Annotated in this window: 19 protein-coding genes and 1 tRNA gene; 15 read left to right on the top strand and 5 right to left on the bottom strand. The window is 64.0% G+C overall.

The window, feature by feature from the left end; all coding sequences use genetic code 11:
• The first annotated feature begins 80 nt into the window (after positions 1–80).
• Positions 81–1,181, top strand: a complete 1,101-nt coding sequence (locus CUJ90_RS00255; protein ID WP_073430361.1) for a LysR family transcriptional regulator — start codon at positions 81–83, stop codon at positions 1,179–1,181.
• 140 nt (positions 1,182–1,321) lie between these two features.
• Here the strand turns inward: CUJ90_RS00255 and CUJ90_RS00260 are convergent, their stop codons facing one another.
• The 3 genes from CUJ90_RS00260 to dprA form a co-directional block, all read right to left on the bottom strand.
• Positions 1,322–3,985 carry a DNA topoisomerase III gene (locus CUJ90_RS00260; protein WP_114161678.1) on the bottom strand — a complete coding sequence of 888 codons (2,664 nt, stop codon included), beginning with the start codon at positions 3,983–3,985 and terminating at the stop codon, positions 1,322–1,324.
• 247 nt (positions 3,986–4,232) lie between these two features.
• Positions 4,233–4,610, bottom strand: a complete 378-nt coding sequence (locus CUJ90_RS00265) for a thioredoxin family protein (protein WP_073430359.1) — start codon at positions 4,608–4,610, stop codon at positions 4,233–4,235.
• Between the two features lie 68 nt (positions 4,611–4,678).
• Positions 4,679–6,079 (bottom strand): DNA-processing protein DprA, encoded by a 1,401-nt coding sequence (gene dprA / locus CUJ90_RS00270; RefSeq protein ID WP_114163400.1) that lies wholly within the window; start codon positions 6,077–6,079, stop codon positions 4,679–4,681.
• Between the two features lie 242 nt (positions 6,080–6,321).
• On the opposite strand from dprA, the gene def reads away from it, so the two are divergent.
• The 14 genes from def to CUJ90_RS00340 all read left to right on the top strand — a co-directional run bounded on the left by def (position 6,322) and on the right by CUJ90_RS00340 (position 19,249).
• Positions 6,322–6,825: a peptide deformylase gene (gene def / locus CUJ90_RS00275; RefSeq protein WP_083084996.1), complete on the top strand. Its 504-nt coding sequence runs from the start codon at positions 6,322–6,324 to the stop codon at positions 6,823–6,825.
• Between the two features lie 31 nt (positions 6,826–6,856).
• The gene (gene fmt, locus CUJ90_RS00280; protein ID WP_114161679.1) at positions 6,857–7,846 is read left to right on the top strand and encodes a methionyl-tRNA formyltransferase; all 990 of its coding nucleotides are present in this window, start codon (positions 6,857–6,859) and stop codon (positions 7,844–7,846) included.
• Positions 7,847–7,959: 113 nt separating this feature from the next.
• Positions 7,960–8,601: a LysE family translocator gene (locus CUJ90_RS00285; protein WP_073430356.1), complete on the top strand. Its 642-nt coding sequence runs from the start codon at positions 7,960–7,962 to the stop codon at positions 8,599–8,601.
• Positions 8,602–8,703: 102 nt separating this feature from the next.
• Positions 8,704–9,561, top strand: a complete 858-nt coding sequence (htpX, locus tag CUJ90_RS00290) for a zinc metalloprotease HtpX (RefSeq protein WP_073430355.1) — start codon at positions 8,704–8,706, stop codon at positions 9,559–9,561.
• Positions 9,562–9,872: 311 nt separating this feature from the next.
• Positions 9,873–11,312, top strand: a complete 1,440-nt coding sequence (gene rsmB / locus CUJ90_RS00295; RefSeq protein WP_114161680.1) for a 16S rRNA (cytosine(967)-C(5))-methyltransferase RsmB — start codon at positions 9,873–9,875, stop codon at positions 11,310–11,312.
• Positions 11,309–11,908: a DUF4390 domain-containing protein gene (locus CUJ90_RS00300; protein ID WP_073430353.1), complete on the top strand. Its 600-nt coding sequence runs from the start codon at positions 11,309–11,311 to the stop codon at positions 11,906–11,908. Before rsmB ends, CUJ90_RS00300 begins: the two co-directional genes overlap by 4 nt.
• On the top strand, positions 11,898–14,312 hold the full coding sequence (locus CUJ90_RS00305; RefSeq protein WP_073430352.1) for a sensor histidine kinase: 2,415 nt from the start codon (positions 11,898–11,900) through the stop codon (positions 14,310–14,312). Before CUJ90_RS00300 ends, CUJ90_RS00305 begins: the two co-directional genes overlap by 11 nt.
• The gene (gene esaR / locus CUJ90_RS00310; RefSeq protein WP_114161681.1) at positions 14,313–15,002 is read left to right on the top strand and encodes a response regulator transcription factor EsaR; all 690 of its coding nucleotides are present in this window, start codon (positions 14,313–14,315) and stop codon (positions 15,000–15,002) included. It begins immediately after the preceding gene.
• Positions 15,003–15,099: 97 nt separating this feature from the next.
• Positions 15,100–15,175: transfer RNA gene (locus CUJ90_RS00315), tRNA-Phe, on the top strand.
• Between the two features lie 432 nt (positions 15,176–15,607).
• Positions 15,608–16,339: a 7-cyano-7-deazaguanine synthase QueC gene (queC, locus tag CUJ90_RS00320; RefSeq protein ID WP_073430350.1), complete on the top strand. Its 732-nt coding sequence runs from the start codon at positions 15,608–15,610 to the stop codon at positions 16,337–16,339.
• A 132-nt stretch (positions 16,340–16,471) separates the two neighbouring features.
• Positions 16,472–17,104, top strand: coding sequence for a 7-carboxy-7-deazaguanine synthase (queE, locus tag CUJ90_RS00325; RefSeq protein ID WP_114161682.1), 633 nt, complete (start codon positions 16,472–16,474; stop codon positions 17,102–17,104).
• Between the two features lie 9 nt (positions 17,105–17,113).
• Positions 17,114–17,557, top strand: coding sequence for a 6-carboxytetrahydropterin synthase QueD (gene queD / locus CUJ90_RS00330; protein ID WP_090518804.1), 444 nt, complete (start codon positions 17,114–17,116; stop codon positions 17,555–17,557).
• A gap of 211 nt (positions 17,558–17,768) precedes the next feature.
• Complete coding sequence (locus CUJ90_RS00335) at positions 17,769–18,551, top strand: HpcH/HpaI aldolase family protein (protein ID WP_114161683.1); 783 nt, start codon at positions 17,769–17,771, stop codon at positions 18,549–18,551.
• A 50-nt stretch (positions 18,552–18,601) separates the two neighbouring features.
• Positions 18,602–19,249: a tetratricopeptide repeat protein gene (locus CUJ90_RS00340; protein ID WP_244220031.1), complete on the top strand. Its 648-nt coding sequence runs from the start codon at positions 18,602–18,604 to the stop codon at positions 19,247–19,249.
• A 133-nt stretch (positions 19,250–19,382) separates the two neighbouring features.
• On the opposite strand, the gene rodA is transcribed toward CUJ90_RS00340, so the two are convergent.
• Positions 19,383–20,531, bottom strand: a complete 1,149-nt coding sequence (gene rodA / locus CUJ90_RS00345; RefSeq protein WP_073430345.1) for a rod shape-determining protein RodA — start codon at positions 20,529–20,531, stop codon at positions 19,383–19,385.
• Positions 20,532–20,541: 10 nt separating this feature from the next.
• Entirely contained in the window at positions 20,542–22,890 is a 2,349-nt protein-coding gene (gene mrdA, locus CUJ90_RS00350; protein ID WP_114161685.1) for a penicillin-binding protein 2, read from the bottom strand.
• Between the last annotated feature and the right edge of the window lie 23 nt (positions 22,891–22,913).

The raw sequence follows: 22,913 nt of genomic DNA on the forward strand, positions 1-22,913 counted from the left end.
GAGTCGTAGGAGAATTCCAAGTTCCGCTTCACTGGTTTTCACTAATTGTCAGGAAGCAGCAATACGGCAGGAGTCGTTATATGGATCATTTGCAGTCGATGCGAGTTTTCGTCAAAGTGGCGGATCTCGGCAGTTTCGCCCGCGCTGCGAGCGCGATGGATATTTCCAACGCAGTTGCCACCCGTCACGTTGCCGATCTCGAAGGGCGTCTGGGTACGCGGTTGCTCAATCGAACCACCCGCAGTTTGTCTCTGACCGAATCCGGCCAGGTTTATCTCGAGCGTGCGCGCCAGATCCTCGACGAACTGGAAGACGTCGAGCAGATGGTGGTCGCGCGAAATCACGAGCCGGTCGGCACGTTGCGAATCGTCGCACCGGTCGTGTTCGGCCTGCATAACCTCGCGCCCGTGCTGCAGACGTACGCCGAGCGCTATCCGAAAGTCATTCCCGATGTCACGCTGGTCGATCGCCAGGTCGATCTGGTCGAAGAAGGCTTCGACGTGGGCGTAGTGATCGCACGGCAAATGCGCAGCGCAAGCATCGTCACGCGGCGTCTGACCACCGGCTGCATGACCGTGTGCGCCACGCCGGCCTATCTGGAGAAGCACGGCACGCCGACGCGTCCCGAGCATCTGCTGGAGCATCCGTGCCTGAGCCTGCCGTCCGAGTACTGGGGCGACGAGCGGGTGTTTACCGGCCCGGAAGGCGAAGTACGGGTGCGGCCGTCGAACGTGATCGTGGCCAACAACACGGAAATGTTGCGGCAATTTGCGTTGCTTGGCATGGGCATCGCAATCCTGCCGAGCTATCTGATCGGCCGCGATATGACACGCGGCAGGCTCGTGCGTCTGCTCGGCGACTACCGTCTGCCGCAGGTGGAGATCAACATTGCGTATCCCAGCCGTCGTCACTTGCCGGCGAAGGTGCGTACGTTCATCGACCATCTGGTCGAGCATTTCAGCCAAACACCGAACAGCTTGCTCGGCGAACAGTGGATCAAGGACGGCCTTGGCCGGCCCGCCACGTCCGGGGCGCTCGATTCGGCGGACTCCATGCCGCCGGAAGCGTTCGACGGCGCTGAGCCGCTCTCACGCCTCCTGGATAGCGAGTTATCGCCAGTGCCAAGCACTTTGGCAAAGACCACGAATCGTCCGAGGACGACGGTTTTGTCGCGGCTGTAAGCGGTGGGGCGATGGGGACGGTAGCGCTTCCCGGCACGCAAAATGAAAAAGGCGCAGTCACGTAAAGTGACTGCGCCTTTTTTCTGGACACGCACAATGGCGGCCGGCAGTTCAAGAACTCCCGGTCGCCGGTTTTTGAATCACGAGCCCGTCTTTCGAGCCACCGCTTTCTTCGCCGGTGCCTTCTTTGCAGCCGCGGTTTTGGTCGCGGATGCCCTTTTAGCCGCCGCTTTTTTTGCCGCAGGCGCGGTCTTCACCGCGACCTGCGCTTCTTCGTCATCCGAGTCCGTCGCGGCGTCGGCAGCCGACTTTGCCGCTGCGGCCTTCGCAGCCGTTTTGGCGGACGGTTCCTTCTTCTCGAACTCAAAGCCGATCTTGCCGTCGTTCTGCTTGACGAGGAACGCCTTGAAATTGCGGCCCGTGCGCGACGACTTGAAGTTCGTCAGCAGATCGGTGCGCCCCTCTTCGAGCAGCTTGGACATCTGCTCGCGGGCAATTTCCTGCTGCAGAATGACCTTGCCCGAGCGGAAGTCGCAAGTCTTCGGATTGGCGACCGAGTTCTCGCAGACATAGCTCATGCCATGCTCGAACACGTGCCCCTTGCATTTCGGGCATGCGCCGACCGGTTGTTGATCGGAGAAGTCCGGCGGTTCCCCATCTTCGCCGCCTGAATCCTGGCCGAAATCAAACTCCAGCTTGTAGTTCTTGATTTCGTCGTCGAGCGACAGCTTCAGGATTGCCGAGAAGGGCCGGCCCATCTTGCTGCGGAAACCAGAGAGTGGTCCGATCGTCTTGTTCTGCAACAACTCCTCGACTTCGGGAATCTCGAACTGACGTCCGCCGGGAATCTTCGAAATCGAGAACTCGCATTTCGAGCAGGCAAAGCGCCGGTAGTTTTCCTTCACCTGACCGCCGCAATTCGGACACGGCGTCTGCAACGTGGCGTAATCGCCGGGAATCGTGTCGGAATCGTATTCCTTCGCGCGCTTGACGATGGTTTGCGTCATGCGGGCAATTTCCTGCATGAATGCGTCGCGCGGCAGGTTGCCACGCTCCATCTGCGAGAGCTTGTACTCCCATTCGCCGGTCAATTCCGGCGCGGTCAGTTCCTTCACGCCGAGGCCGCGCAATAGCGTCATCAACTGGAAGGCCTTGGCGGTCGGAATCAGATCGCGGCCTTCGCGGATCAGATACTTTTCACCGAGCAGACCTTCGATGATGGCGGCGCGCGTGGCCGGCGTGCCGAGGCCTTTGGCCGCCATGGCTTCGCGCAGTTCATCGTCCTCGACCAGCTTGCCCGCGCCTTCCATGGCCGACAGCAAGGTCGCTTCGTTGTAGCGTGCGGGCGGCTTCGTGACCAGTTGCTGGGCGGCGATCTTGTCGGTCTTGACCTTTTCGTCCTTCTGCACCGGCACGAGGTTCGCGTCTTCGCCGCTGATTTCACGACCGTAGATTTGCAGCCAGCCCGGCTCCACCAGCACCTTGCCTTCCGTCTTGAAGTGATGGCCGACCACTTCCGTGATCCGCGTCGTCACCTTGAATTCGGCGGCCGGGAAGAACACCGAGAGGAAGCGCTTCACGACCAGGTCGTAGAGCTTCTGTTCCGGCTCGGACAGATTCTTCGGCGCTTGCAGCGTCGGGATGATTGCGAAGTGATCGCTGATCTTCGAGTTGTCGAAGATGCGCTTGTTCGGTTTCACCCAGCCCTTGTCGAGCACCTGCTTGGCGAACGGCAGATAGTTGTTGCTCTCCTTGAGCATGCCGAGCGTCTGCTTGACCGTATCCATATAGTCTTCCGGCAGCGCGCGAGCGTCGGTCCGGGGATAGGTCAGCACCTTGTGCTTTTCGTACAGCGCCTGGGCGAGACCCAACGTGTTCTTCGCCGAGAAGCCGAAGCGGCCGTTGGCCTCGCGCTGCAAGCTGGTCAAATCGAACAGCGCCGGCGACAGTTGCGTGGACGGCTTGGATTCTTCCGTTACCGTGCCGATCTGGCCGCGGCAGGCGGCGACGATGGTCTCGGCCGCGGGCAGCGCCCACAGACGCGAATCGCGTTTCTCCGGGTCGAACTCGTCGCGCTTGAATTTCGGATCGAACCAGCGGCCTTCGTAAAAGCCGGCCGCGCAGACGAAGTCCGCTTTCACTTCCCAATAGTCGCGCGGCACGAAGCGGCGAATTTTCTCCTCGCGCTCCACGACGATCGACAGCGTTGGCGTCTGCACCCGCCCGACCGTGGTAAGGAAGAAGCCGCCGCCCTTGCTGTTGAACGCGGTCATTGCGCGCGTGCCGTTGATGCCGACCAGCCAGTCCGCTTCCGAACGGCAACGCGCCGCATCGGCGAGCGGCTGCATTTCCTCGTCGCTACGCAGACGAGCGAAGCCGTCGCGGATCGCGGCCGGCGTCATGGATTGCAGCCACAGGCGTTGCACCGGCTGCTTGGCTTTCGCGTGCTGCGCGATCAGGCGGAAAATCAGCTCGCCCTCGCGCCCCGCGTCGCATGCGTTGATCAGGCGGTCGACATCCTTGCGCTTGAGCAGCTTGGTCAGCACCTTCAGGCGCGACTCGCTCTTGGCGATCGGGTTGAGATCGAAATGCGGCGGAATGACGGGCAGATTGGCGAAACTCCACTTGCCGCGTTTGACTTCGTAGTCTTCGGGCGCGGCGATTTCCAGCAGATGGCCGACTGCCGAGGAAAGGACGTACTCGTCGCTTTCGTAGTATTCGTCATGCTTGGTAAAGCCGCCCAAAGCGCGCGCGATGTCGTTCGCGACGGAAGGCTTTTCGGCGATGATCAGTGCTTTGGACATGACTCGATGTGAGGTTGGTAGATCAGGGTTGATGGCCTTGAGTGCGCTTTCTCCAGCGCGACCCTCGTTTGCGACCTTTGCGACCCAATAACGACCGCTTTATAGCACACGCCGTGAAAGCGGCGTGTCAAGTGCATGAAAAGCGCGCCATCATAATTGCGCGCCTGGTAATCGGGCAAGCTGCGGCAAACGCGCGGTGCACCGCCCGCAACGTCCGTGCCGCAAGGCTGGACGGCCGGCGCTACGTTCAGGCCACCGCCAGCGCGGGTCGCAGTTTCGGCGCACCGCTGATGCCGGGCACGGCCGTCAGGTCGGACAACATCCGCTCCACGATTGCCGCTTGCGGCAATACGGTGCCGAAAAAACGTGTCGTGATCGAGTCTTCGATCAGGATGGTGGGGAAATTCTCGACATCCAGATCGTCGAAACGGTCCGCGTGGGTTTCGATGTCTATCCATGCGAAACAGATATCCGGGTGCCGATCGGCCAGCTTGTCGAAGGCGTCCCGATACTCGCGACAGGTTCCGCACCACTCCGCGCACAGACACGCAACGAACAGCGTGTCCGGGTCGTTGACGCGCTCGGCGATCCGGTCTTGGTCGGTGTCGAGGTTTAGCGCGGGCATGGTGGTTCCTTACGTACTTTTGTCAGGTGCTTTGGCGCGAATGTAGCATGGCCGATTCCGGATCGTGGTCAACCTTGTGCACCGCGGGGGCGGCCTGGGCTCGCCCGCATGAAGCGGCCGCCGGGTAGCGCGGTCACCTGGCCGGCAAGTTCGAGTTGCAGCAAGGTGGTTTGTAAAGCCGCGTCCTCCATCTCGGTGCGGGTGGCAAGAATTTCAAGCGTGGCGGGCGCGTGGCCGAGCGCCGCGAGCAGTCGCTCGGCTTCCTTGCTGAACGTGGGCGAGGGCGGACTGCATGCTTGTGTCGAGGCGGCGTTCGCCCGAGGCGGCGCGCTTGTTTGCGGCCCTGCAAAGTCGGACGAAGTAGCGCCTGGTGGCGTCTGTGCGGACGCCGCCACTTTTGCCGCTTGCGCCCCGGCTGGCTCGGCCGCCGACTCCTTCGCGTCTGTGGAATTCGTCCGCGCCGCTGCGGCGTCCGGCACCACGGCTGTCGTGGCACTCACCTTCCGCGGATGCCGCGAATCGGCTCCGTCCCACCGAACCGTTCGCGTGCCGGCAGCCTTATCTCCCGCCAGCCTGGCGAAGCCGAGTTCCTCGAGTACCTCGTCGGGTGTCTCAACCAGCTTCGCGCCTTGCTTGATGATCCGATGACAGCCACGCGAAAGCGGCGCGTGGATCGAGCCGGGCAGCGCGAAGATATCGCGGCCCATTTCGTTGGCGAGCCGCGCCGTGATCAGCGATCCGGAGCGCATCGCGGCCTCGACGATCACGACACCGCTCACGAGCCCAGCGATCAGGCGATTGCGCTGCGGGAAGTTGGCGGCGCGCGCCGGCGTGCCAAGCGGCCATTCGGACAGGATCGCGCCCTGCACCGCGATCTGCCGCGCGAGCGCATGATGCGCCGCCGGGTACACCAGGTCCGCGCCGGTGCCGATCACCGCGACCGTGCCGCCGATACCTTCCAGCCCGCCGCGATGCGCCGCGCCGTCGATGCCGAGCGCCAGCCCCGACACGATCGTCACGCCGGCGGCCGACAGCTCCCGCGCGAAACGCTCCGCATCCTCGACGCCTTGCGGCGTGGCGCTGCGGCTGCCCACCAGAGCGACCGCGCGCGTGTGCAGCAGATTCAGCCGGCCCTTTATATATAGCAGTGGAGGCGGATCAGGCATGGTTAGGAGCGCGGGCGGGTACGCAGGGTCGTCGAGCGTGACGACCTGGTTGCCGGGCAGCGCGCGCCACGCGAGAACCGCGTCGAGCTGGGCGTCGAGATCAGGGCCCGCGGGAGCCAGCGCGGCGCGCGCGGCGGTTTCGCCGGCGATCGCGGCAAGCGTCGCGTGCGATTGATGGAAGATTGCTTCCGGCAGCCCGAAAGCGCCGAGCAGTAAGCGCAGCGCGGCCGGTTTGAGCCCTGGTGCGAGCGAGAGCCGCAGCCACGCGGCGAGTTCGATATCGGTTGCGGGCAAGGTGTGCATTGCGAGTGAATCCTCTTGCAGGGCCAGCGGGCAGGCGGGCGCCATGCTAAAATTTTCATCATCCGAAATAACCGCAGCGCCGCGCCCACCCGCGCGGGCTCGTCGTTGGCGCACGAGGCGCGTTGAATCGAACCGGTTCGACACCATCTATCCTGTGCGCAATGCGATGCGCCCACAACCTGGCCGAACGGCTAACGCGAGCCTTCCACCGGTCAGCGGCGCCCAAAATCACATTCAAGATCATGGCTTTACTGAACATCATCAATTACCCGGACAAACGGCTGCACAAGATTGCGAAACCGGTCGAGGCGGTCAACGACCGCATCCGCCGCCTCGTCGCGGACATGGCTGAAACGATGTACGCCGCACCCGGCGTGGGCCTCGCCGCGACCCAGGTGGACGTGCACGAGCGCGTGATCGTGATCGACGTGTCGGAGACGCACGACCAGCTGCTCGCTTTCATCAATCCGGAAATCATCTGGTCAAGTGACGAAAAGAAGCTGTCCGAAGAGGGCTGCCTGTCGGTGCCGGGGATCTATGACAACGTCGAGCGCGCCGAGAAAGTGCGTGTGCGCGCGTTGAACGAGAAGGGCGAGACCTTCGAGATGGATTGCGAAGGGCTGCTCGCGGTGTGCATTCAGCACGAGATGGATCACTTGATGGGCCGCGTGTTCGTCGAATATCTGTCGCCGCTGAAGCAAACGCGCATCAAGAGCAAGATGAAGAAACTCGCCCACGCAATGTAATGCGCGTCCACCTCGCCTACTGCTCCCGTTCATGAGCCATTCGTTGCGCGTCGTCTTTGCCGGTACGCCGGAGTTCGCCGCGGCCGCGCTGGCCGCGATTCACAGCGCCGGTTTTCCCGTGCCGCTCGTATTGACCCGAGCCGACCAGCCTGCCGGACGCGGAATGAAAATGCAGGCGAGCCCGGTCAAGCGCTACGCGCAGGAGCACGGGATCGCTGTCGCTCAACCGCCTTCGCTGCGCCGCGCAGGCAAATATCCGGCCGAAGCCGCAGCCGCGATCGATCAGCTACGCGCCACGCCGCACGACGTCATGGTGGTAGCCGCCTACGGTCTCATCCTGCCGCAGGAAGTGCTGGAGATTCCGCCGTTTGGCTGCATCAACATTCACGCATCGTTGCTGCCGCGCTGGCGCGGCGCGGCGCCGATCCATCGCGCGATCGAAGCAGGCGACGCCGAAACCGGCATCACGCTGATGCAGATGGACGCGGGCCTCGACACCGGCGCAATGATTTCGGAAACGCGCACGCCGATCTCCGACGACGACACCACCGCCACGCTGCACGACCGTCTCGCGCAAGACGGCGCGAAGCTGATCGTCGAGGCGCTGATCGAACTGGAGCGCAACGGCAAGCTGGCGGCAACGCCGCAGCCGGCGGACGGTGTGACGTACGCGGAAAAGATCGCCAAGCACGAAGCAGCGCTGGACTGGCGCCGCCCGGCCGCGGCGCTCGCGCGCCAGGTGCGTGCGTTCGATCCGTTTCCCGGCGGCGTGGGCATGCTGGAAGACGGCATGTCGATCAAGGTCTGGTCGGCTGCCCCGGTGGACGCGGCTGGCAATCGCGCCGCAGCCGGCACGATCATGGCGGTATCCGCCGAAGGCGTGGTCGTGGCCTGTGGCGAAGGCGCGCTGCGTCTCACGCAACTTCAGAAACCCGGCGGCAAGCGTCTGCCGGTGCGCGAATTCCTGGCGGGCGCGACGCTGGCCGCTGGGCAGCGTTTCCAACTTCCCGAAGCAAAATAACAGACTCACGCGGGTCTTGAACATCGTCCGTTCGGCCGAGGCTCACGGCCGCCGCCGCGAGCCGGCGGCGCGTTAGAATCACTTAAGCAACGGTCCAGGTTTCGAGGATTTCCATGTTCGGCATCACCCATTTTGAGTTCTTCGTCGTCGCGGTCTTTTTGCTGAACGTGACGCCCGGTCCCGATACGGCTTACATAGTCGGGCGCAGCGTCGCTCAGGGCCGCGGCGCGGGTCTGATGTCGGTGCTCGGCATCTCGGCCGGCTCCTGCGTTCATTCGCTCGCCTGCGCGTTCGGCTTGACCGCGCTGCTGGCGGCGTCGGCTACAGCGTTCACGATCATCAAGTTCGTCGGCGCCATCTATCTGATCTATCTCGGCGTGCGCCTGATTTTCGCCAAACCGGCCACGGATCAAGCGGGTGGTGAAGCGCGCGGGGCCGGTGCCCCCAAGTCGCTGCGCCAGCTTTTCCTGCAAGGCTTCTGGACCAATGTGCTGAATCCTAAGGTCGTGCTGTTTTTCGTGTCGTTCTTCCCGCAATTCGTGACCACCGGCGGCGATCATAAAACGCTGGCGTTTCTCACGCTCGGCGGCGTGTTCGTCGTCATGAGCATGATGTGGAACAGCTTCGTCGCATGGATCGCGGGTAGTGTGACGCAACGTTTTTCCGGCAAGCCGTCGGTGAAGAAGTGGCTGGATCGCGGCGTCGGCGGTGCATTCGTCGGTTTGGGCATCAAACTCGCCACCGCATCAAGATGATTGAATTTTCCTCACGCGCCCATATCTAACATTTCGCTTACAATCAGGCGCCGCGATCATGCGGCGCAGAGATGAACCGCGTTAGGGCAAGGAGTTGCAGACATGTTCAATTGGGTCAAAACCGCGATGTTGATGGCCGCGATCACGGCCCTTTTCATCGTGATCGGCGGGATGATCGGCGGGTCGCGCGGCATGATGATCGCGCTCGTGATCGCCCTCGGCATGAATTTCTTTTCGTACTGGTTCTCGGACAAAATGGTCCTGCGCATGTACAACGCGCAGGAAGTCGACGAAACCAGCGCGCCGCAGTTCTATCGCATGGTGCGCGAACTCTCCACGCGCGCGAATCTGCCGATGCCGCGCGTCTATCTGATCAACGAAGACGCGCCGAACGCATTCGCCACGGGCCGCAATCCGGAGCACGCCGCGGTTGCCGCGACCACGGGTATTTTGCGCGTGTTGTCGGAGCGCGAAATGCGCGGCGTGATGGCGCACGAACTGGCGCACGTGAAGCACCGCGACATTCTCATCTCGACCATTTCGGCGACCATGGCCGGCGCGATTTCCGCGCTGGCGAACTTCGCGATGTTCTTCGGTGGCCGCGACGAAAACGGCCGTCCCACGAACCCGATCGCGGGCATCGCCGTCGCGCTGCTGGCGCCGATCGCGGGTGCGCTGATCCAGATGGCGATTTCGCGCGCGCGGGAATTCGAAGCGGACCGTGGCGGCGCGCAGATTTCCGGCGACCCGCAGGCGCTTGCCTCGGCGCTCGACAAGATCCACCGCTACGCGAGCGGCATTCCGTTTCCCACGGCCGAGCAGCATCCCGCTACCGCGCAGATGATGATCATGAATCCGCTATCGGGGGGCAGCATCGCGAATCTGTTCTCCACGCACCCGGCCACCGAGGAACGCATCGCGCGTCTGATGGAAATGGCGCGCACGGGGCGCTTCGAATAACGAGCGACGAGCGCTGCGTGCAGTCAACGTGGTGCGATGAAGGGCGAGCCCGCGGGCTCGCCTTTTTTTCGGGCAGTAAAAATCGCGCGAGCGGCAACGGCGTCCCGCGTGCGCGCGAAGTCGCGCAGAGCCTGGCTTCGCGAAACCCGAACGATCTACGCGGCGTATGCGCTAACTACGGGCTCGACCGTCTCCTTCACGCAGCCCTCGGCTCCGCCAAGCCCCCCGTCGCACAAGCCCCGTTGCCGCGCCACGCTACAATGTCCGCTGTTTGCGTCGCGCGCACCGCGCTACCCGCCCTTGCCTTTTTCATGACCCAAAAATCTTCTTCGCGTTCTGCTTCGCCGTCGGCGCGTCCGCGCGAATCCCGTTTGTCGATGCTGCATCTCGCGCCCGAATCGCTCGCCTTCGCGCTCGACAGCGCGGGCCAGGCCGTCGGCGCCGTGCGTCTCGGCGCGGCTTTGCCCGCCGCGCTGCAATCCGTATTCGTGAACGCGCCTGAGGGTAGCGCCGCCGCCGCACGCGGCGCGGTGCAGGACATTGCGTACCGCACCATGCGGCGTCTCGCAACCGCCGAATGGCTGATCGCGAAACTGGTGAAGAAAGCGCCGCCGCCGCACGTCGGCCACGTGCTCGCGTGCGCGCTGGCCTTGCTCGTCGACGACGAAGCGAGCGCCGCCTACACCCCGTTCACCGTGGTCGACCAGGCGGTGAGCGCGATCGGCGCGCGTCGCGAATTCGCGTTCGCGAAGGGCCTCGTCAACGCGGTGCTGCGCAATTTTTTGCGCGAGCGTGAGGCGCTGCTGAACGCCGCGCAAGCCGACGAAGTCGCGCGCTGGAACTATCCGGCGTGGTGGATCGAGGCAGTGAAACGCGCATGGCCCGACGCCTGGCAAACGGTGCTCGCGGCCGGCAATAGCCAAGGCCCGCTCACCCTGCGTGTGAACGCCCGCCGCTCGACGGTGGACGCCTACCTGCAAGTGCTCGCGGACCATCACATTCTGGCGAGCAAAGCCGGCGACCACGCCGTCAAGCTGGCCGCGCCAATGCCGGTTGACCGCATTCCCGGCTTCGAGGACGGTGTAGTCTCAGTGCAGGACGCCGGTGCGCAACTCGCCGCTCAACTGCTCGGCGTGCGCGACGGCATGCGCGTGCTCGACGCGTGTGCCGCGCCCGGCGGCAAGACCGGTCATCTGCTCGAACTCGCCAACCTTCAACTCGTGGCGCTCGAAAGCGACGTCTCGCGCGCGCGCCGCATCGGCGAAAACCTGCAGCGGCTCAAGCTCGAGGCGGAAGTGCGGATCGGCGACGCGGGCGCGCCGGCAAAATGGCACGACGACATCGACCAGCCGTTCGATCGCATCCTGGCCGATGTGCCGTGTTCGGCGTCGGGCATCGTGCGGCGTCATCCGGATATCCGCTGGCTGCGCCGCGAATCCGATATTCCCGCACTGGTCGCCGAACAGCGCCGCATTCTCGGCGCGCTTTGGCCGCTCGTGAAGCCAGGCGGCGAGTTGCTCTACGTTACGTGTTCGATCTTTCCAGAAGAAGGCGAATTGCAGGCGCAGTGGTTTGGAAACAAGTATCAGGATGCGGTACGATTGGACGCGCCGGGGCAACTTTTACCTACAGTCGCTCGCGCGCCCGCCGATACATCGGCCGGTTCCGATGCCGGACAACTCGCTGAAGCGAGCGACGGCGCGAACTCAGACCACGACGGATTCTTCTACGCGCGCTTTCAGAAACGGTGACCATCAAACGCTTCCTTCCGCTTCGGCTCGCCGCCGTGCTCTGGATCGCGCTGGCCGTATGGCTGGCCGCACCGGGCGTGGCGCACGCCGACTCGATCGCGGTGCAGCGTGCGTCGCTGCAAGCCGACAACTCCGGCTGGAGCCTCGACGCGCGTTTCGACTTCGACTTGAACAGCAATCTCGAAGACGCCGTCAATAAAGGCATTCCGCTTTACTTCACGACCGACTTCGAACTGAGCCGGCCGCGCTGGTACTGGTTCGACGAGCAACCGGTGAGCGTGTCGCAGAGCATCCGCCTGTCGTTCCAGCCGCTGACGCGCGAATACCGCGTGTCGAGCGTGTCGTCCGGCGGTTTGCAGCTCGGCTTCACCACCCTCAAGGACGCGCTCGCGGTGATCAAGCACATTCCGTCGTGGCATGTGATCGAGCGCAATCAGGTGAACGTCGGCGAGACTTACACCGCGTCGGTGCGCATGCAACTCGACATCGCGCTGATGCCCAAGCCGTTCCAGATCGACGCGGTGAACAACCGCGACTGGAACCTCGCGTCCGAATGGAAGCGCTTTACCTTCACGGTGACCGAACGTGCTAAATAGAGTGCGCCGAGCCACCAGTGTCAGCAGCGTCGTCGTGCGCGTGCTGGTGTCCACGGTCGCAGTGACCGCCGTGCTGCTGCTCGTGCTGCTGGCCGCGGCGAGCGCGAATACCGAATTCTTCGACCGCTATTACCAGTGGCTCTATGCCGCGAACCTCGTGGTCGCGATGATCTTTCTGCTGGTGGTGGCGACGCTCGTCATCATCATCATCGTGCGGCTGCGAAAGGGGAAGTTCGGCACGCGGCTGCTGGCGAAACTCGCGTTCTTCATGGCGCTGGTCGGCGTGGTGCCGGGCGGCATCATCTACGTCGTCTCGTATCAGTTCGTGTCGCGCAGTATCGAGTCGTGGTTCGACGTGAACGTGGAAACCGCCCTGACCTCGGGCCTGAATCTCGGCCGCGGCATGCTCGACGCATCGCTGTCCGATCTGCAAACCAAGGGCCGCCTGATGTCCGAACAGCTGGCGAGCGCGGACGCGGCCGGCACCACGCTCACGCTCCTGCGCTTGCGCGATCAGTTCGGCGTGCAGGACGCGACGATCGTCGAACCCACGCGCAGCATGTCGGGCGCGACGCCGGATATGCATGTGGTCGCGCAAGCCTCCAGCAATTACGCGACGCTCGTGCCTAACGATCTGCCCACGCCGCTGATGATCGACCAGGCGCGCGGCCGCGGTTATGCGGCGATCGAAGGCGAAGTCGACGGCGATCCGCGCGCGCATGGCAGCAAGGGTGCGTTGCGGCTGCGCATCGTGCAGCGTATTCCCGATTCGAACGCGGCGCTGCTGCAGCCCACTGAACGCTTCCTGCAACTCACGCAGCCGGTGCCGCCATCGCTCGCGCGCAACGCCGACGCGGTGCAGCGCGCGTATCGCGAGTATCAGGAGAAGGCGCTGGGGCGCACCGGCTTGCGCAAGATGTATATCGGCACGCTCACGCTCGCGCTGTTTCTCGCCACCTTCATCGCGATGATGCTGGCGCTCGCGCTCGGCAATCAGCTCGCGCGGCCGTTGTTCCTGCTTGCGCAGGGCACGAAGGAAATTACCGAAGGCGACTACACGCCGAAGCGCGAAATCAAGTCGCGCGACGAATTGGGCTTCCTCACGCAATCGTTCAACGCGATGACGCGGCAGTTGTCCGAGGCGCGCGCGGCGGTCGAAAACAACCGCATCGCGCTCGAACATTCGAAGGCGTATCTGGAAAGCATTCTCGCGAACCTGACCGCGGGCGTGTTCGTGTTCGACCGGCAATTCCGTCTCACCACCGCGAACCGCGGCGCCGAGCGGATTTTCCGCCAGCCGTTCCAGACGGTGATGGGTTCCGCGCTCGAGCAGATCGGCGTGTTGAGCGAATTCGGCGGCATGGTGCGCAAGGCCTTTGCCGATCGCGAAGCGGCGAGCGGCGACGGTCACGACGACCGCGGCCATTGGCAGCAGCAATTCTCGGTGCAGGTGCCGGGCGAGACGGAGCCGCTCACGTTGCTCGTGCGCGGCGCGCGCCTCGTCTCCGCCACCGACCGCGACGCGGAAGACATGCAAACGTCCGGCTACGTGGTCGTGTTCGACGACATTTCCGACGTGATCTCCGCGCAGCGTTCGATCGCGTGGGGCGAAGTCGCGCGGCGCCTCGCGCACGAGATCAAGAATCCGCTCACGCCGATCCAGCTTTCCGCGGAGCGTCTGCAAATGAAGCTCGCCGACAAGCTGTCGCCGACGGACGCCGATGTGTTGAAGCGCGGCGCGACCACGATCGTCAACCAGGTCGCGGCAATGAAGCAGATGGTCGACAATTTCCGCGACTATGCGCGCACGCCTCCGGCCGTGCTCGCGCATCTGCAACTGAACGAACTGGTCAGCGAGGTGCTGACGCTGTACGGTATCGAGGAAGGCAAAAGCGCGATTCAGGTCGAACTCGCGGCGTTGCCGGCGATTCGAGGCGATGCGACGCAATTGCGTCAGGTGATTCACAACCTGCTGCAGAATGCGCAGGATGCGGTAGCCGACGTCGAACAGCCGCATGTGCTGCTCGAAACGAGGACAGTAGAATACGGAGACCCCGACGCGGAAGGCAAAGTACGTGTCGCGGTGCGTCTGACGGTGTCGGATAACGGACCCGGTTTCCCCACGCGCATCCTCACCCGTGCATTCGAGCCTTACGTCACGACCAAGGCCAAAGGTACGGGTCTGGGTCTTGCGATGGTCAAGAAGATCGTCGACGAACATGGCGCGCGCATCGACGTTCGCAACCGGATGAAAGCGGGCGATGTGGTCGAGGGCGCGCAGATTTCGATTCTCTTCCTTCAACTGGCAGACGATGCCGCGGCGCCCGAGACAGGGTCGCGGCCGGCGCACGGCGGTGCGTCGCAGGGAACGACAAAAGCAACAGTGCAGACAAGGGCAGCGTAAATGGCAACCATCCTGGTGGTAGATGATGAAATGGGCATCCGGGAATTGCTCTCGGAGATCCTGAGCGACGAGGGGCATGTCGTGGAGGCCGCGGAAAACGCGCAGGAAGCGCGTGAGTTCCGCTTGCGCCAGGCGCCGGATCTGGTGCTGCTCGACATCTGGATGCCCGACACCGACGGCGTGACGTTGCTCAAGGAGTGGGCCGCGCAGGGGCAACTGACCATGCCGGTGATCATGATGTCCGGTCACGCAACCATCGATACCGCGGTGGAAGCGACCAAGATCGGCGCGCTCAATTTTCTCGAGAAGCCGATCGCGTTGCAAAAGCTGCTGAAGGCCGTCGAGCAGGGCCTCGCGCGTGGCAATGCGGCGAGTGCGCCCGGCGGCGCGGCGGCGAAGCCGATGTTGCCGGTCAGCGCCTCGGCCGTGGCTTCGGCGGCCGCGTTGCCGATGCTGTCCGCGGACGGTATGGGCAGCGGCGCGTTGGCTGCGCAAACGGCCTCGATTTCGTTCGATATCCCGTTGCGCGACGCGCGCGACGCCTTCGAGCGCGCGTACTTCGAATATCACCTCGCACGTGAGAACGGCAGCATGACGCGCGTCGCCGAAAAAACCGGCCTGGAGCGCACGCACCTGTACCGCAAGCTTAAGCAGCTCGGCGTCGATCTCGGCAAGAACAAAGGGGAATAAGTAGCCCTTGCGGCCGGCGCGCGAGCCGCTCGGGGCAGATTTTTCGAGAAGGGACTTGCCCGCCTGCTGACCCTTTGATATCATTTCGTTCTTCGTTGGCCCGGTAGCTCAGTTGGTAGAGCAGCGGATTGAAAATCCGCGTGTCGATGGTTCGATTCCGTCCCAGGCCACCAGGATTCAGCCCCAGGAAATCGCAAGATTCCTGGGGCTTTTCCTTTTCTGACGGGCTTTCGTTTCTTGGGCCTGTACGCGCGGTGTGCCGAGACAGGCGCGGCGGTATTCGGCGTCGCATGATAAAATCGCGTCAGTTCAAGGACTTGCATGCGAGTGGGTCGCCTGAGTGCCGCTGCGCCAGCCAAGTCCTTTGGCGTTTCTGGGCGGACCTTTTGCGCTGCAACCCGGCATGGGAGCGGCCAGGGCGACAATCGGCAACTGGCACCAAAGCTTTCGCCCGACGATCAACGGTATAACGCCCAGCGACTCTGCGCGCGGAAGGCGCGGCCTATACTGATTTGGGCCGGCAGCAGTGCCGGCACGCGTCGCGTTGCTCGCATGGCGCACCTCGCGCAGCGCGACGCGGCGCTCATCATTCACGGAGTTTCACGGTGATCCGCAAAGACGCTAAACGTAGCGCTCTCGTGCTGTTTTCCGGCGGCCAGGATTCCGCCACGTGCCTCGCCTGGGCGCTCGAACGCTATGAAACGGTCGAGACGCTCGGCTTCGATTACGGTCAGCGGCATCGCGTCGAACTTGAATGCCGCGAAGGATTCCGTCAGGCCGTCGCGCGCGCATTTCCGGCGTGGGCGAAGCGCCTCGGCGACGATCATATGATCGACTTGTCGGTCTTGGGCTCGATCAGCGATACCGCCATGACGCGCGAAATCGCGATCGAAGCCACGGCCAACGGTTTGCCGAATACGTTCGTGCCGGGCCGTAACCTGATGTTCATGACGATTGCCGCGGCCATCGCGTATCGGCGTGGTTTGCAGGTGCTGGTCGGCGGAATGTGCGAGACGGATTTTTCCGGCTATCCCGATTGCCGCGACGACACGATGAAGGCATTGCAGGTTGCGTTGAACCTCGGCATGGACTCGCGTTTCCTGCTCGAAACGCCGCTCATGTGGCTCGACAAGGCGGACACGTGGCGTCTCGCGCACGAGCTGGGCGGCGACGAACTGGTCGAGTTGGTGCGCGTTGAAACGCATACATGCTACGTCGGCGAGCGCGCGGAATTGCATGCGTGGGGTTTCGGTTGCGGCGAATGCCCGGCGTGCCGCTTGCGCAAGCGCGGCTACGAAGCGTATCTGGCGGGCGAAAAGGTCACCGAGCCGGTGTGAGGCCGGGTCTGGTTTCAACGCCGGCATACGCCGCGCGGCGAACTTGAATACGGGGCGCTGGGCAGCACCTACGCCTGGCCCCGGCAGCATGCGAACAGGCAGCATCTTCAGGAACACGAGGCAAAAAGCAGCATGACTTACGCGGTCAAGGAAATCTTCTACACGTTGCAGGGCGAGGGCGCGAACGCCGGGCGTCCGGCCGTGTTCTGCCGGTTCGCCGGCTGCAATCTGTGGTCGGGCCGCGAGGAAGATCGTGCGGATGCCGTGTGCCGCTTCTGCGATACCGATTTCGTCGGCACCGATGGCGAGAACGGCGGCAAATACCGTAGCGCCGAGGAACTCGTGCAAATGATCGCGTCGCTGTGGCCGCAAGGCGAGGGCGAGCGCTTCGTGGTGTGCACCGGCGGCGAGCCGATGCTGCAGATCGACCCGCCGTTCGTCGACGCGCTGCATGCGGCCGGCTTTGAAATCGCCATCGAAACCAACGGCTCGCTGCCGGTGCTCGAGACCATCGACTGGATTTGCGTGAGCCCGAAAGCCGGCGCGCCGCTCGTCGTCACCAAGGGCAACGAACTGAAGGTCGTGATTCCGCAGGACAACCAGCGCCTGTCCGACTACGCGAAGCTTGACTTCGAGTATTTCCTCGTCCAGCCCATGGACGGCCCGTCGCGCGACATCAACACCAAACTCGCGATCGACTGGTGCAAACGCCATCCGCAATGGCGCCTGTCGATGCAGACCCACAAGTATCTGAACATTCCCTGACTTGCCGTGCTGACGATTACACGAAAACTCGAATTCGACGCGGGCCACCGCATCCCCGATCACCGCAGCCAGTGCCGTAATCTGCACGGCCACCGCTATGTGCTCGAAATCACGCTGCAAGGCGATCTGGTCGACACCGAGGGCGCGCCCGACCGCGGCATGGTGATGGACTTCGCCGATGTGAAGTCGCTCGCCGTCGAGCATCTGGTCGACAAGTGGGACCATGCGTTCCTCGTCTACGAAGGCGATACGCAGGTGCGCGGCTTTCTGGAAACGATGGCCGGCCACAAGACGGTCGTCCTCGACCGCATTCCTACTGTCGAGAATCTTGCCGCCGTGGCGTTCGACATTCTCGCGAACGTCTACGACGCGCATTACGGCGTGAATCTGCGTCTGCACAAGCTGCGTCTGTACGAGACGCCGAATTGCTGGGCCGACGTGGTCCGCGATTAAGCGCCAGGGCCGATCGCGCACGCCGAACCCCCGCGTTATTGTCACGGTATGATCGCTCCGATAACCATACGGAGCGAGACATGCCGGTCACCGCATTGCGTCGCAGCAGGCAGCCGGGCCGCGAGAGTCCTGGCGTTCGCCTGCACTGCATCACCCGCATCCTGAGTCGCTTTCCGCACGACGTATCCCGTCGCCGTGACGGAGCGCGCCGATGAGCACTTTCACCAATCCCCTCAAGCAACGTTTGAAGGAAGCCGATCCGCTGTTCGGTCTGTGGCTGTCGCTCGGCAGCGACGCCGCGGCGGAGGCGCTCGCGCACGCGGGTTTCGACTGGTTGCTGATCGACATGGAACACGCGCCGAACGATAGCGGCGACGTTACTTCGCAATTGCGCGCGATCGCGGCGGCGCATCTGCCGAGCGAGCCGGTGGTGCGCGTGCCGGCCACCGAGGCGTGGCTCGTCAAGCGCGTTCTGGATGCCGGCGCGCGCACGCTGATGTTCCCGAATATCGCGTCGGCGGACGAAGCGGCGCATGCCGTGCGTCTCACGCAATATCCGAGCGCCGAGGCGCTCGACGGTCAGCGCGGCGTCGCCGGCATGGTGCGGGCGGGAGCCTACGGCATGCGGCGCGACTACGTGCAGACGGCGAATGCGCAGATCTCGACCATCGTGCAGATCGAGTCGGCGCGCAGCCTCGAGGAAGTGGAAAAGATCGCGGCGACCCCAGGCGTCGATTGCCTGTTCGTGGGTCCCGCCGACCTGGCCGCGAGTCTCGGTCATCTCGGCGATTCGAAGCACGCCGACGTGCAGGCGGCGATGGCGCGCATCGTCAGCGCCGCCGACAAGGCTGGCATCGCGGCGGGCATTTTCGCCATGGACGCCGTGAGCGCGAGGCAGTATCGCGATGCCGGTTTTCGTTTTATCGCGCTGGCCGCCGACGTCTTATGGATGTTGCGCGCGACTCGCCAGGCGTTGCAGGAGGTGAGGTCATGAAGGTGAAGGTGCAGGGCGTCGTCGCGCGCCTGGCGATTGCGGCGGTGTTGATGGCGAACGTGGCGGCGCATGCGCAGGACCGGGTCCCGAAGCCCTCCGATGCCGAGACGCAAACCGCGGTCGCGGACTACAACGCCGGCAATCTGACCGCGGCGCTTGCCGAATTCCGCAAGGCCGCCGAGCGCGGCAGCCGGCTCGCCGAGTTCAATTACGCGATGATGCTGCTCAACGGCGAAGGCACCCCGGCCAACGTCGACGAAGGCAAGAAATGGCTGCGCAAGGCCGCCGACGCCAACATGTCTCACGCGCAATACGTGTACGGCAAGATGTACGACGATGGCGAGTTCGTCGGGCGCGATCCGGTCGAGGCGCATCGCTGGTTCCTGAAGGCCGCGCAGCAAGGACACGTGCAGGCGGAGCTTGCGCTTGCCAACCAGTTCCTCGACGGCCGCGGCACCGAGCGCGACAACAAGCAGGCATTCGTCTGGTACAAGAAAGCGGCAGAGGGCGGCGACATGACCGCGCAATACGTGACGGGCTCGTTCTACGAGCGCGGCGGCGACGGCGTGGACAAGAACCTGAACGTGGCGCGTGCCTATTACGCGGCCGCCGCGGCACAGGGCGATCCGGCGGCGCGGCTCAAGTACCAGGAGCTCAGCACGCAGTTGCGGGATCGGAAGGAAGTGAAACCGCAGTGAACGATGCAGTGAACGAGGCCGTAAACGAAACAGGGCGCTCCTTGCGGTGCGCCCCTTCCGGTTCGTCGAATTCGTTGCGGCGCTTTGTTTGCGACAGCCCGCATCGGTTTGCGGTTGCCAGCGCGCTGGAGCGCTAGCTCTGCATCAACCGTTTCTGTCGCGCGACGTTCATGATCAGGCCGGCCGCGACCCCCAGCGTAGTGAGCGCGGTGCCGCCGTAACTCATGAACGGCAACGGCACGCCTACCACCGGCAAGATTCCGCTCACCATGCCGATGTTGACGAACGCGTAGGTGAAAAACGCCATCGTCAGCGATCCGGCCAGCAGACGTCCGAACAGCGTGGCTCCATTGGCCGCGATATAGAGTCCGCGCGCGATCAATAGCATGTACAGGACGAGTAATACGATCCCTCCCGCCAGCCCGAATTCTTCGGCGAACACGGCGAAGATGAAGTCGGTGTGCTTCTCGGGGATGAATTCCAGATGCGCCTGCGTGCCCTTCAGCCAGCCCTTGCCGAGCGGGCCGCCCGAGCCGATTGCAATCACCGCCTGGATCGTATGGAAGCCCTTGCCGAGCGGATCGGAGGTCGGATCGAGCAGCGTGCAGATGCGGTGCTTCTGATAGTCGTGCATGAGCGGCCACTGCACTTGCGGCTGGCAGATCTTGTCCTGAAACGCCGCGATGGAGCCGACCGCGATCACCCCGGCAAGCAGCACCGGCACGATCAGCTTGAAACTCAGACCCGCGAAGTAGATCACGAAGAACCCGGCCGCGAACACCAGCACGGCGGTGCCGAGGTCGGGCTGCTTGGCGATCAGGCCGACCGGCACCGCGAGAATCAGCAGACCGACCAGATAGTCGTACCAGCGCATCACGCCCTCGCGGCGCTGGTAGTACCACGCGAGCATCAACGGTGTGGCGATCTTCAGCATCTCCGAAGGCTGGATCACCACGCCGACGTTGATCCAGCGCTTCGCACCCTTGCGCGTGAGGCCGAACAACGCCACCGCGACCAGTAACGCGATCCCGAACGTATAAAGCGGGACGGCGAAGCGCATCAGCATGGTGGGCGGCACATTGGCAAGCGCCCACATCAGCAGGAACGTCAGCATGATGTTGCGCAGTTGATCTTCCACGCGGCCGGGAACGTCCAGACTCGCGCTGTACAACGTGACGAGGCCGACGCACAACAGCAGGAACACGATCAGTGCGAGCGGACGGTCGAAGCCCGCGAACATCCGCTTGATGCGGTCGAGCCAGGCGCGCTTGTCGAATTGCATGCCTTTCTCCTTACTCGTCGATGCCGCCGGAAACCGGCTGGCGTGGCGACGTGGGCTGAGTGCCGTTATCCCGCGACGGTTCTCCGACGGGATTTCCTTCCGGGCGTGCGGCGGCGCTCGGCGCCGGCTCGCTACCCGGACGGGGTGGATGCGGAGCGCGGGGTTTGCGCGGCGTCTTTACGGCGGAGGACGCGGGCGTGGCTGCCGACGCCCCGGTACCCGTTGCAGCGGGCGCCGACGAGGCCACCGCCGCCGATGCAGCCGCCGATGCGGATGCCGCCGCCGCGGCAGAAGCCGCCGCTGCCGCCGAAGCCGCGCCCGGCATCGGCAACGCCGTGAAGCCCGCGGCGATCCTGACCGGCTGCGTCGCCGCATCCTGAGGTGCCGGTGCGCCGCCCACTTCGGGCGCGGAGGCATCCTGGGTCGCGGAAGCCGCAGTCGCGATAGCCGCTGCTTGCGCGCCGGGCTTGTTCTTGCCGACGAGGTAATAATCGAGCACACGTCGCGCGATCGGGCCGGCGGATTCCGCGCCCCAGCCGCCGTTTTCCACGATCAGCGCGAGCGCGATCTTCGGCTGCTCGGCGGGCGCGAACGCAATGAAGAGCGCGTGATCGCGCAGGTGCTCGGCGGTCGTCGCATGGCCGCGGTAGTTCGCGCCCTGCAGCGAGTAAACCTGGGCCGTACCGGTCTTGCCGGCCGCCAGATACGGCGCGCCGATGAACAGTTTCGACGCCGTGCCGTTGGTCACGACGCCTTCCATCGCGCGCTTGATGATGTCGATATCGGATTGCTTCACGGCGAGCTTGTCGGTCGGATCGCGCACGACCGCGCGAGTGTCCTTGGTGATCGGATTTTCGACGTCGCGCACGAGGTGCGGCTTCATCACGACGCCGTTGTTCGCAAGCGTGGCGGTGGCGTGCGCGAGCTGCAAAATCGTGAACGAGTTGTAGCCCTGGCCGATGCCGAGGCTGATCGTTTCACCTTCGTACCAGCGTTGCTGCTCGGGCTTGCGATACGCCTTGCGCTTCCAGTCGGTCGAAGGAAGAATGCCGCGCGCCTCGCCCGAAATGTCGATGCCGGTGATCTGGCCGAAACCCCACGGCTTCATGAAGCCGGCGATCGCATTGACGCCGAGATCGTGCGCGAGCATGTAGAAATACGTGTCGTTCGACACCACGATCGCGCGGTTCATGTCGACCCAGCCCTGGCCCGAGCGCACGTCGTTGCGGAACGTGTGGCCACCGAACGTGTACGAGCCCGGATCCTGGAAGCCCCAGCCCGGCGTGCGCTTGTGCAGCGTCAGCGCGGCGAGCGCCATGAACGGCTTGTAGGTCGAGCCCGGCGGATAGGTGCCGTGCAGCGGGCGGTTCAGAAGCGGGTGATCCGGCGAGTTGTTGAGCTCGTCCCAGGTTTGCTGATCGATGCCGTCGACGAACGAATTGGGATCGAAGCTCGGCGCCGACACGAAGGCGAGCACGTCGCCCGTGGCCGGCTCGATGGCGACCAGCGCGCCGCGGCGGCCCGCGAATGCCTGCTCGGCGACCTGCTGCAAGCCGATATCGAGCGACAGCACGAGGTTGTTGCCGGGCGTCGCCTGGGTGCGCGACAACGTCCGCACCGGCCGGCCGCCGGCGGTGACTTCGACTTCCTCGAAACCGGTCTGGCCGTGCAGCTCGGTCTCGTAGCTCTGCTCGACGCCGATCTTGCCGATGTAGTCGGTGCCCTTGTAGTTGTTCGCGTCCAGACGCGGATCGTAGTGGTCCGGGTCCTTGTCGTTCTGGTCGCTGGCGTCGTCGATGCGTTCCTGGTCGCGCTGCGAGATCCGGCCGATATAGCCGATCACGTGCGCCGCGGTCGGCCCGAGCGGATATTGGCGGAACAGGCGCGCGCGCACTTCCACGCCGGGGAAACGGAAGCGCTGCGCGGTGAAGCGCGCGACTTCGTCGTCGGTGAGGCGGGTGCGAATCGGCAGGCTCTCGAAGTTCTTCGAGTCTTCCTGCAGCTTCTTGAAGCGGCGCCGGTCGCGTGCGTCGATCGAGACGACCGTGGCCAGGCTGTCGATCACGTTTTCGAGCGAATCGTTCAGCTTCGACGGCGTGATTTCAAGCGTGTAGGCCGAGTAGTTCTTGGCCAGCACCACGCCGTTGCGGTCGGTGATGATGCCGCGGTTCGGCACGATCGGCGCGACCGAGATGCGGTTTTCGTCCGCTTGCAGCGAGTACTTGCTGTAGTGCCAGACCTGCAGAAACAGGAAACGGAAGCCGATCAGCCCGAAGCAGACGAACACGAACACGCCCGCCGCCGCCACGCGCACGCGGAACTTCGAGAGCTGTTGCTGAGTGTCCTTGAATTCGGTCATGCGATTCTGCAAAAGGCCGGGTC

The organism is Paraburkholderia terricola, from assembly GCF_003330825.1.
GTDB classification, from domain to species: domain Bacteria; phylum Pseudomonadota; class Gammaproteobacteria; order Burkholderiales; family Burkholderiaceae; genus Paraburkholderia; species Paraburkholderia terricola.